This window comes from Brevibacillus sp. TJ4, from assembly GCF_044627595.2.
Taxonomy (GTDB): Bacteria; Bacillota; Bacilli; order Brevibacillales; family Brevibacillaceae; genus Brevibacillus.
On record NZ_CP185865.1, the window covers coordinates 4,128,331 to 4,137,995 of the forward strand.

At 50.4% G+C, this 9,665-nt stretch carries 18 protein-coding genes; 2 read left to right on the forward strand and 16 right to left on the reverse strand.

Annotated elements, in window-relative coordinates:
* Nucleotides 1-7: 7 nt before the first annotated feature.
* From rplE to rpsJ, 14 genes are all read right to left on the reverse strand, one after another.
* A complete protein-coding gene (rplE, locus tag ACAF76_RS20305; protein ID WP_400164648.1) occupies nt 8-550 on the reverse strand; it encodes a 50S ribosomal protein L5 in 543 nt (180 codons plus the stop codon).
* Nucleotides 551-577: 27 nt separating this feature from the next.
* Nucleotides 578-892 (reverse strand): 50S ribosomal protein L24, encoded by a 315-nt coding sequence (rplX, locus tag ACAF76_RS20310; RefSeq protein WP_400164649.1) that lies wholly within the window; start codon nt 890-892, stop codon nt 578-580.
* A gap of 51 nt (nt 893-943) precedes the next feature.
* Complete coding sequence (gene rplN / locus ACAF76_RS20315) at nt 944-1,312, reverse strand: 50S ribosomal protein L14 (RefSeq protein WP_023558732.1); 369 nt, start codon at nt 1,310-1,312, stop codon at nt 944-946.
* 41 nt (nt 1,313-1,353) lie between these two features.
* Nucleotides 1,354-1,620, reverse strand: a complete 267-nt coding sequence (gene rpsQ, locus ACAF76_RS20320; RefSeq protein WP_400164650.1) for a 30S ribosomal protein S17 — start codon at nt 1,618-1,620, stop codon at nt 1,354-1,356.
* Nucleotides 1,621-1,641: 21 nt separating this feature from the next.
* Nucleotides 1,642-1,839 (reverse strand): 50S ribosomal protein L29, encoded by a 198-nt coding sequence (rpmC, locus tag ACAF76_RS20325; RefSeq protein WP_400164651.1) that lies wholly within the window; start codon nt 1,837-1,839, stop codon nt 1,642-1,644.
* On the reverse strand, nt 1,829-2,263 hold the full coding sequence (rplP, locus tag ACAF76_RS20330; RefSeq protein ID WP_400164652.1) for a 50S ribosomal protein L16: 435 nt from the start codon (nt 2,261-2,263) through the stop codon (nt 1,829-1,831). Before rplP ends, rpmC begins: the two co-directional genes overlap by 11 nt.
* A 2-nt stretch (nt 2,264-2,265) precedes the next feature.
* Nucleotides 2,266-2,928 (reverse strand): 30S ribosomal protein S3, encoded by a 663-nt coding sequence (gene rpsC, locus ACAF76_RS20335; protein ID WP_400164653.1) that lies wholly within the window; start codon nt 2,926-2,928, stop codon nt 2,266-2,268.
* 13 nt (nt 2,929-2,941) lie between these two features.
* Nucleotides 2,942-3,274, reverse strand: a complete 333-nt coding sequence (rplV, locus tag ACAF76_RS20340; protein WP_400164654.1) for a 50S ribosomal protein L22 — start codon at nt 3,272-3,274, stop codon at nt 2,942-2,944.
* A gap of 29 nt (nt 3,275-3,303) precedes the next feature.
* The gene (gene rpsS, locus ACAF76_RS20345; protein WP_023558736.1) at nt 3,304-3,585 is read right to left on the reverse strand and encodes a 30S ribosomal protein S19; all 282 of its coding nucleotides are present in this window, start codon (nt 3,583-3,585) and stop codon (nt 3,304-3,306) included.
* 49 nt (nt 3,586-3,634) lie between these two features.
* A complete protein-coding gene (gene rplB, locus ACAF76_RS20350) occupies nt 3,635-4,465 on the reverse strand; it encodes a 50S ribosomal protein L2 (RefSeq protein WP_400164655.1) in 831 nt (276 codons plus the stop codon).
* 32 nt (nt 4,466-4,497) lie between these two features.
* Nucleotides 4,498-4,788, reverse strand: a complete 291-nt coding sequence (gene rplW, locus ACAF76_RS20355; RefSeq protein WP_400164656.1) for a 50S ribosomal protein L23 — start codon at nt 4,786-4,788, stop codon at nt 4,498-4,500.
* Nucleotides 4,788-5,411, reverse strand: coding sequence for a 50S ribosomal protein L4 (gene rplD / locus ACAF76_RS20360; protein WP_400164657.1), 624 nt, complete (start codon nt 5,409-5,411; stop codon nt 4,788-4,790). The genes rplW and rplD overlap by 1 nt, the downstream gene beginning before the upstream one ends.
* Nucleotides 5,412-5,431: 20 nt before the next feature.
* Nucleotides 5,432-6,061 (reverse strand): 50S ribosomal protein L3, encoded by a 630-nt coding sequence (gene rplC / locus ACAF76_RS20365; RefSeq protein ID WP_400164658.1) that lies wholly within the window; start codon nt 6,059-6,061, stop codon nt 5,432-5,434.
* Nucleotides 6,062-6,207: 146 nt separating this feature from the next.
* On the reverse strand, nt 6,208-6,516 hold the full coding sequence (gene rpsJ, locus ACAF76_RS20370) for a 30S ribosomal protein S10 (protein WP_005828858.1): 309 nt from the start codon (nt 6,514-6,516) through the stop codon (nt 6,208-6,210).
* Between the two features lie 355 nt (nt 6,517-6,871).
* On the opposite strand from rpsJ, the gene ACAF76_RS20375 reads away from it, so the two are divergent.
* Nucleotides 6,872-7,276 (forward strand): globin, encoded by a 405-nt coding sequence (locus ACAF76_RS20375; protein ID WP_400164659.1) that lies wholly within the window; start codon nt 6,872-6,874, stop codon nt 7,274-7,276.
* Between the two features lie 34 nt (nt 7,277-7,310).
* The gene (locus tag ACAF76_RS20380; protein ID WP_400164660.1) at nt 7,311-7,679 is read left to right on the forward strand and encodes a DUF3899 domain-containing protein; all 369 of its coding nucleotides are present in this window, start codon (nt 7,311-7,313) and stop codon (nt 7,677-7,679) included.
* 12 nt (nt 7,680-7,691) lie between these two features.
* On the opposite strand, the gene ACAF76_RS20385 is transcribed toward ACAF76_RS20380, so the two are convergent.
* Both ACAF76_RS20385 and ACAF76_RS20390 read right to left on the reverse strand, forming a co-directional pair.
* Complete coding sequence (locus ACAF76_RS20385) at nt 7,692-8,639, reverse strand: ABC transporter ATP-binding protein (protein ID WP_400164661.1); 948 nt, start codon at nt 8,637-8,639, stop codon at nt 7,692-7,694.
* Nucleotides 8,636-9,655 (reverse strand): ABC transporter ATP-binding protein, encoded by a 1,020-nt coding sequence (locus ACAF76_RS20390; protein ID WP_400164663.1) that lies wholly within the window; start codon nt 9,653-9,655, stop codon nt 8,636-8,638. The genes ACAF76_RS20385 and ACAF76_RS20390 overlap by 4 nt, the downstream gene beginning before the upstream one ends.
* Nucleotides 9,656-9,665: the final 10 nt, after the last annotated feature.

The window sequence follows — 9,665 nt, forward strand, 5'->3', positions numbered from 1 at the left end:
AGTGGGTTTATTTACGGAATGGCATACCCAGTTGAGTCAGAAGCTCGCGTGCTTCTTCATCCGTTTTAGCGGAAGTGACAATAACGATATCCATACCACGTACTTTATCAATTTTATCGTACTCGATCTCTGGGAAAATCAGTTGTTCCTTCAGACCGAGCGTGTAGTTACCGCGACCGTCAAAGGCTTTGGAAGAAATACCACGGAAGTCACGAACGCGTGGCAGAGATACGTTCATCAGTTTGTCGAGGAAGTGGTACATACGCTCACCGCGCAGTGTCACTTTCGCACCGATTGGCATACCTTCACGCAGTTTGAAACCAGCGATCGAATTCTTCGCGCGTGTTACTACCGGTTTTTGACCAGCGATGATTTGCAGGTCTTCAACAGCAGAGTCCAATGCTTTCGCGTTGCCTACTGCTTCGCCAACACCCATGTTGATGACGACTTTTTCTACTTTCGGCACTTGCATGATGGAAGTGTAGTTGAACTTGCTCATCAGGCTAGGCACGATTTCACTTGTATACTTTTCTTTCAATCTTGCTGCCATCTAAAAACGTCCTCCTTTCCGACCTGACTACTTGTCGATTACTTCGCCAGATTTTTTTGCGTACCGAACTTTTTTGCCGTTCTCCAGTACTTTGTATCCGATACGTGTTGCTTTTCCGCTCTTCGGATCGATCAAAGATACGTTGGAAACGTGAATCGGTGCTTCTTGGGTAACAATGCCGCCTTGCGGATTGGTTTGAGACGGACGGCTATGCTTTTTCACGAGGTTGATACCCTCAACAAGAACGCGCTCCTTCTTCGGATAAGCGGCGAGAACGCGACCTTTTTTTCCTTTATCTTTGCCCGCATTTACGATAACAGTGTCGCCTTTTTTAACGTGCATCGCTTGGTGCACCTCCTATCGAACAAACTTCCTGGCTAATAAAACGATCAATTAGATAACCTCTGGAGCCAGAGAGATGATCTTCATAAAATCCTTGTCGCGAAGTTCGCGAGCCACAGGTCCAAAGATACGAGTACCACGTGGGGATTGATCTTCTTTGATGACAACTGCTGCGTTTTCGTCAAAACGAATGTAGGAACCATCAGGACGACGAACGCCACTTACGGTGCGAACTACAACCGCTTTAACTACTTGCCCTTTCTTGACAACGCCGCCGGGTGTAGCGGATTTGACAGAGCACACAATAACATCACCGATGTTCGCCGTTTTGCGACCGGAACCACCCAGGACCTTGATGCACATGAGTTCCTTTGCACCGGAGTTGTCAGCAACAGCCAATCTCGTCTGAGTTTGGATCATTACCTGTTCCTCCTTCCGGATTTACTATCCGAAAATCTGACTTATACGATTACTGCCTCTTGTACAATGCGCACCAAACGGAAACGCTTGTCTTTGGACAGCGGACGAGTTTCCATGATTTCCACGATGTCTCCCACTTTTGCCGTGTTGTTCTCATCGTGAGCCTTGAACTTTTTCGAGTACTTCACGCGTTTGCCGTACAGTGGGTGAGTCTTGTATGTTTCAACCAACACCACAATGGTTTTATCCATTTTATCGGAAACAACGCGACCAGACATAGTTCGACGCAGATTGCGTTCTACGGTCATCGTTCAAACCTCCTTCCTTTATTAGCCGATTCCCAGTTCTCTCTGGCGCAGGACAGTTTTCGCACGAGCGATGTCCTTACGCACTTGTTTGATACGAGATGTGGTTTCGAGTTGACCCGTAGCCAACTGGAAACGAAGGTTGAACAGCTCTTCTTTCAAAGAAGCGACATTTTGTTCGATCTCAGCAGTGGTCAAATTACGGTACTCATTAGCCTTCATGTGCGTCACCACCCACTTCTTCACGCTTCACGAACTTGCACTTGATCGGCAGTTTGTGCATAGCAAGGCGCATAGCTTCGCGAGCGACTTCTTCAGGTACGCCGGCAAGTTCAAACATAATCTTGCCTGGCTTCACTACAGCAACCCACTTCTCAGGAGAACCTTTACCGGAACCCATCCGTACTTCAAGTGGTTTTTGTGTTACTGGTTTGTCAGGGAAAATTTTGATCCATACTTTACCGCCACGACGGATGTAACGAGTCATCGCAATACGAGCAGCTTCGATTTGACGGTTGGTTACCCAAGCTGGTTCCAGGGCTTGCAATCCGTATTCACCGAAAGCGACTGTAGTACCGCCTTTTGCGTTACCTCTCATTTTACCACGGTGTTGTTTGCGGTGTTTCACGCGTTTTGGCGTCAACATGATTACTTGCCTCCTTCCTCAGTAGCGACGTTCTTTCTCGCCGGAAGGACTTCTCCACGATAGATCCATACTTTCACACCGATGCGACCATAAGTGGTATGCGCTTCAGCAGTACCATAGTCGATATCAGCACGGAGTGTATGAAGCGGAACAGTACCTTCGCTGTAACCTTCAGAACGCGCGATGTCAGCACCACCAAGACGTCCGCTAACCAGCGTTTTGATACCCTTCGCACCTGCACGCAGTGTACGGGAGATCGATTGCTTTTGCGCACGACGGAAAGAAATGCGGTTTTCCAGTTGGCGTGCAATATTTTCAGCTACCAGTGTTGCATCCAGGTCAGGACGCTTCACTTCGTTGATATTGATGTGAACGCGTTTGCCAGTCAGCTCAGTCAAGGATTTGCGCAGAATTTCGACCTCTGCTCCACCTTTCCCAATTACCATACCAGGCTTAGCGGTGTGAATCGTTACGTTCACGCGATTCGCTGCGCGTTCGATTTCGATAGTGGATACAGCAGCATCTTTCAGACGCCCTTTTACAAACTTGCGGATTCTCAGGTCTTCATGCAACAGTGCAGCGAAGTCCTTGTCTGCGTACCATTTGGACTCCCAGTCGCGGATGACACCGATCCGAAGACCTACCGGGCTTACCTTTTGACCCACACGTAATCCCTCCTTATTTCTCGTTTAGTACCACTGTGATGTGGCTTGTGCGTTTATGGATGCGGCTAGCGCGTCCTTGAGCCCGAGGACGGAAACGCTTCAGCGTTGGACCTTGGTCTACGAAGATTTTGCTAACTACGAGATTGTTCGGATCCATCTCATAGTTGTGTTCCGCGTTCGCAATAGCCGATTTCAACAGCTTTTCTACAACCGGAGAAGCTGCTTTAGGCGTGTGTTTCAAGATCGCCAGCGCCTCACCTACTTGCTTGCCTCTGATCAAGTCTACGACCAGGCGGACTTTACGAGACGCGATGCGAATATTCCGAGCAACTGCTTTTGCTTCCATCTTTGTACCTCCTCTCTGTCAAGAGAAAATTAGCGCTTCTTGGACTTCTTGTCGTTGTCGACGTGACCCTTGAAGGTACGAGTTGGTGCGAATTCACCCAATTTGTGACCTACCATGTCTTCCGTTACATAGACTGGTACGTGTTTGCGGCCATCGTAAACTGCAAACGTGTGTCCTACGAAATCAGGGAAGATAGTAGAGCGACGAGACCAGGTTTTGATCACGCGTTTCTCGTTCTTTTCATTCTGCTCGACAACTTTTTTCATCAAGTGGTCATCCACGAAAGGACCCTTTTTCAAGCTACGTCCCATTAGTGAACCTCCCTTCGCCAAAGGCGTTCGGTTATTGTATCAGCCTACCTTACTTCTTGCGGCGGCGGATGATGTACTGATCGGATTTATTCTTTTTCTTGCGAGTCTTGAGACCCAATGCAGGTTTACCCCAAGGAGTAACTGGTGCTTTACGACCGATCGGAGCGCGACCTTCACCACCACCGTGTGGGTGATCGTTCGGGTTCATTACGCTACCACGTACAGTCGGGCGAACACCCAACCAGCGGGAACGTCCAGCTTTACCGACGTTGATCAGTTCGTGATCCAGGTTACCTACTTGACCGATGGTTGCACGGCATACGTTATGGATGCGGCGTGTTTCACCAGAGGACAGGCGTACGATAACGAACTCGCCGTCGCGACCGAGCAACTGAGCAGATGCTCCGGCAGCGCGAACCAGTTGGCCACCTTTACCTGGTTTCAATTCGATGTTGTGGATAGTAGTACCCACTGGGATGTTTTCCAATGGCAGCGCGTTACCGATCTTGATGTCGGCGTCTGCACCGGAAACAATCTCATCGCCCACTTTCAGGTTGTGTGGAGCGAGGATATAACGCTTTTCACCGTCAGCGTAGTTGATCAAAGCAATGTTAGCAGAACGGTTTGGATCGTATTCGATCGTCGCTACGCGACCTACGATGCCGTCCTTGTTGCGTTTGAAGTCAATGATGCGGTATTTGCGCTTATGCCCGCCACCTTGATGACGCACTGTAATTTTCCCTTGGTTGTTGCGGCCAGCTTTTTTGTTCAGCGGCGCCAACAGGGATTTTTCAGGAGTCGAGGTGGTGATCTCCTCAAAAGTAGAAACCGTCATATGGCGACGAGAAGGAGAAGTCGGTTTAAACTTTTTAATACCCATGTTAATACCCTCCTTTTCGGTAATCGTCGCAGTTATACGCCTTCGTAGAACGTCAGGTCTTTGCTGTCTTCAGTCAGCTTTACGATAGCTTTTTTCCACTCAGAAGTATAACCGGAGTATTTTCCATAGCGTTTTGGTTTGGCTGGTACACGGCTTGTGTTTACAGCAGCTACTTTCACGCCGAAAACTTTCTCGATAGCTTGCTTGATTTCTGTCTTGTTGGCTTTCAGAGGTACTTCGAAAACGTACTTCTTCTCAGCCATCATATCAGTGGTGCGCTCCGTAATGATAGGGCGCTTGATGACATCATGAAGGCTCTTCATTAGGCGAGCACCTCCTCTACTTTTGCAACCGCATCTTTCGTTACGATTACTTTATCGTGAGCAACCAGGTCCAAAACATTAATGCCAGCAGCATCAACAAATTTTGCGCCTGGGATGTTGCGGGAAGAAAGAGCAACATTTTGATCGAACTCGGAAGTGACGATCAGCACTTTGCGATCTACTTTCAAGCTGCTCAAAACAGCTGTCATTTCTTTTGTTTTTGGTGCTGCCAGATTCAGCGCATCCAAAACCAGCAATTCGTTGTTTTGTACTTTTGTGGACAGAGCGGATTTCAGTGCCAGACGGCGAACTTTACGGTTCAGTTTGTAACCGTATTTGCGCGGAGTTGGACCGAATACTACGCCGCCACCTTTCCATTGCGGAGAGCGAATGGAACCTTGGCGTGCACGACCTGTACCTTTTTGGCGCCATGGCTTGCGGCCGCCACCACGTACTTCAGAACGGTTCTTTACATCGTGAGTACCTTGGCGTTGGGATGCTTGTTGCATCACGATCGCATCGTACAGAACTGCGTTGTTAGGCTCGATGCCAAACACGCTGTCTGCCAGTTCGATTTCGCCAACTTGAGAACCGGTTTGGTTATAAAGAGCTACTTTCGGCATGTCAGTTCCTCCTTTCCTTACTAGTTCTTCTTGACTGCCGTAGAAACCAGTACGCAACTGTTCTTAGGTCCAGGTACGGAACCTTTTACGAGAATCAGGTTGCGGTCTGCAATCACTTTTACTACTTCCAAGTTTTGGATGGTTACGTTGTCGCCACCCATTTGACCTGGCAATGTTTGACCTTTGAAAACGCGGTTAGGAGCGATCGCACCCAGGGAACCAGGACCGCGATGGTAACGCGAACCGTGAGCCATAGGACCGCGGGATTGGTTGTGACGCTTGATCGCACCTTGGAAACCTTTTCCTTTGGTGACGCCTGCTACGTCAACAATATCTCCCTCGGCAAAAATGTCTGCTTTCAACTCTTGACCTACCTCGAACTCAGCGAGGTTTACTCCGCGAATTTCACGAATGAAGCGCTTAGGAGCAGTGTTCGCTTTCGCTGCATGTCCTTTTTCCGGTTTGTTCGCACGCTGTTCCTTCTTGTCTTCGAAGCCGATTTGGATCGCCTCGTAACCGTCATTCTCCAGGTCTTTCTTTTGGAGAACTACGTTAGGACCAGCCTCGATGACCGTTACAGCAATTGCTGTTCCGTTTGGACCAAAAACTTGAGTCATTCCAAGTTTTTTCCCTAAGATTCCTTTGGTCATTTATGCCACCTCCTGTACATATTTCAACAAAACATTATGTTGTATCAAGTCCCTACCGATGCGCAGGGGCGCTATTTTTAGGGGTTTGTTGCTTGGTGTAACACGCTTGCTAAGACAACGGCTACGCGTGTATCGCTTTTGGGACCTTACAGTTTGATCTCGATGTCAACACCGGAAGGCAGGTCCAGACGCATCAGTGCATCCACTGTTTGCGGTGTTGGGTTCAAGATGTCGATCAAACGTTTGTGAGTACGCATCTCGAACTGCTCGCGAGAATCTTTGTATTTATGAACCGCACGCAGGATTGTGTACACTGCTTTTTCCGTAGGAAGCGGAATCGGACCGGATACGTTAGCACCGGAACGCTTTGCGGTATCTACAATTTTCTCTGCAGATTGATCGAGGATTTTGTGATCATACGCCTTCAAACGAATACGAATCTTTTGCTTTGCCATTTGAGTCCCTCCTTTTTCGCCCATTTTTGAAACAGACATTTCTCCGTGGAAATATCCTGCCACCCCGGTCATGGCAAAGGGGCCGGGTGTGTCAGCAACCTCCCACATCATCGCAAGTCCATGACCAACATTCAATATTGTACTAAAATGCACTGGGCAACGCAAGTTATTTCTTGTGTTTCCACACATTTTTGTACATGCAAGCCCGATAAAAGGCTCACTCCGACTATCTTACAGACTTCCTGTGGGAAAGGCAACCGGGATTGCCTGCCAGTTCTCCGCTCTCGCTTACGCTTTCGCTGCACAAGCTGTTATTATATAATGAAGAAACTCGCAAACAAGGAGGTTTTCATCCGTGTCTGAAACAGCACGTACACCTTATGACATGATTGGCGGGGCTGAAACATTGTCGCATCTTGTCGATACATTTTATGATCTGGTGAAACAGCATCCCGATCTCAGCCCGCTTTTTCCCGATGACCTGGGCGAAGTAAAAGAACGCCAGTACCAGTTTCTGACCCAGTTTCTCGGAGGCCCTCCGCTGTATACCGAACGCCACGGTCATCCGATGCTGCGCGCTCGCCACATGCGCTTTCCGATCGGTCCCAGACAGGCGGAAGCATGGCTCGCCTGCATGCAGCAGGCAATGGACATCACCGGCATGGAGGGGGAGATTCGCCAGCAGATTTTTGATCGCCTGCGGCTGACTGCCCATCACATGGTCAATCAATGGGACTCGCACGACCAGCCCACACAGTAGCAGAACAGATACATGCAACACAGGGAGGAACCGTATGCCGATTTTCAAAAAGACATTGCTCTACACATTGCCGCTCGCGATTTTGGCTGCGACAGTGGCGGCCCTCACCCTGCAACACGGCCACATGCTTTCCCTGATTAACCAGTCGTTTCTGGCTAGTCTGGTACTTCTGATGGTCTCTGTCGCCTTCATCGTTGTACGATCCGGCTTCTTCACCGTGTTTGGCATTGGCTTCTCCCGGATCAAACGCTTTTTCTTCCGCAAACCGCGCGTCATGGAAAGCGATATGTACAGACAGGAAAAGAGCAATCCGTACTACCGCACCTCCTACGTTTTGCTGGGAGCCGGCAGTTCCGTCTTGCTCTTTTCCTTGACGTTAACGATATTCTATTCGTTCACCTGAGTTGGCTGCCATCTAATAAAGATGGCACGCTACCCAGTGATCAGGCTTGGCTTCCTTCCATACAGGCGCGCTTTCGGCACATTCCGGCATCGCCTTCGGACACCGCGTGCGAAACACACAGCCGCTCGGTGCATTTGCAGGACTGGGCAAATCTCCGGAGAGGATGATTCGTTCGCGTTTGATCGTCGGATCGGGAATCGGAATAGCCGAGAGAAGTGCCTCTGTATACGGATGCAGCGGCGACTCATACAGCTCGAAACTTTCCGCCAGCTCGACCATTTTCCCCAGATACATCACCGCGATGCGGTTGGAGATATGCTTGACCATCGACAGATCATGGGCGATAAACAAGTACGTAAGCCCTTGATCGCGCTGCAGATCCTCCAGCAGGTTGACTACCTGTGCCTGGATCGACACGTCCAAGGCCGAGATCGGCTCATCGGCAATGATGAACTTCGGCTCGACTGCCAGCGCTCGGGCGATCCCGATCCGCTGCCGCTGTCCCCCGGAAAATTCATGGGGAAAGCGACTGGCATGCCCTTTGTTCAGACCGACAAGCTCAAGCAACTCTTCTACCCGCTCTTTTCGGTTTTTGCGGTTCAAACCGTGGATGTCCAGGCCTTCGGCGATAATATCGGCTACCGTCATCCGCGGATTCAGGCTTGCCATCGGGTCCTGGAAAATCATCTGGACATTGCGGTTGAACTGCGCCACTTCTTTTCCTTTCAGCGCGTGGATGTCCTTGCCGTCCACGAGCACTTCCCCGCCCGTTTTTTCATACAGTCGGATGATCGTGCGCCCAAGCGTCGATTTGCCGCATCCGCTCTCTCCGACCAGACCGAGGGTTTCCCCGCGCCGGATCGAAAACGACACCCCATCGACCGCTTTCAACTGAACGCCATTTCCGATCGAAAAATACTTTTTCAAATCCTTTACTTCTACCAAAATATCATTCGTCATGCGTCCTGCCTCCCTGCTGCGATCAATGCGTCAATTTTCGGTGCCCGCGGATCGTGCAGCCAGCACGCTGCCTTATGGTTACTGCCAAAATCGTTTTCCGGCGGCATTTGCTGCTGGCAGATTTCCATGGCGTAGTCACAGCGAGCCGCAAATGGACAACCGGTCGGCGGCTGGAACAAATCCGGTGGTGTCCCGTCGATCGGGACCAGACGCTCTTTTGTTTGACCGTCGATGCGCGGCAGCGACCGCATCAATCCCCACGTGTACGGATGCTTGGGTGCGGCAAAAATGTCCTCGACTGTGCCTGTCTCCACCACAATGCCTGCGTACATCACGACGGCGCGGTGAGCGACCTCGGCGACGACCCCCAGATCGTGGGTAATCATAATGACGGCAAGCTGATTTTCCGCTTGCAGCTTTTTCAGCAAGTCCAAAATTTGCGCCTGAATCGTAACATCCAGGGCGGTCGTCGGCTCATCGGCGATGACCAGCTTCGGATTGCAGGCCAGCGCGATGGCGATGACCACCCGTTGCCGCATACCGCCGCTGAACTCATGCGGATATTGATCGACACGCTTTTCCGCATCGGGAATCCCGACCATTTGCAAAAGCTCGATGGCACGTTTGCGGGCTTCCTCCTTCGATACCTTTTGCGTCCGGACGAATCCCTCGACGATCTGAGCCCCTACGCGCATCGTCGGGTTGAGTGCTGTCATCGGGTCTTGGAAAATCATCGCGATTTCCGTTCCCCGCTTTGCCAGCATCTCTTTTTTCGGCAAGGCAGTCAGCTCGACTCCCTCATAATACACTTGTCCGCCAGCAATTCTTCCCGGAGGCGACGGAATCAGGCCCATGATCGCCTGGGCGGTCACGCTTTTTCCGCAGCCGCTCTCGCCGACGACCGCGACTGTTTCCCCTTTGTCAACGTGAAACGACACGCCTCTGACGGCCTTTACTTCACCGCCGTATGTCTTGAAGTTTACTTGCAAGTCTTTGATTTCCAACAAATGCTCCATGGCCGTACAT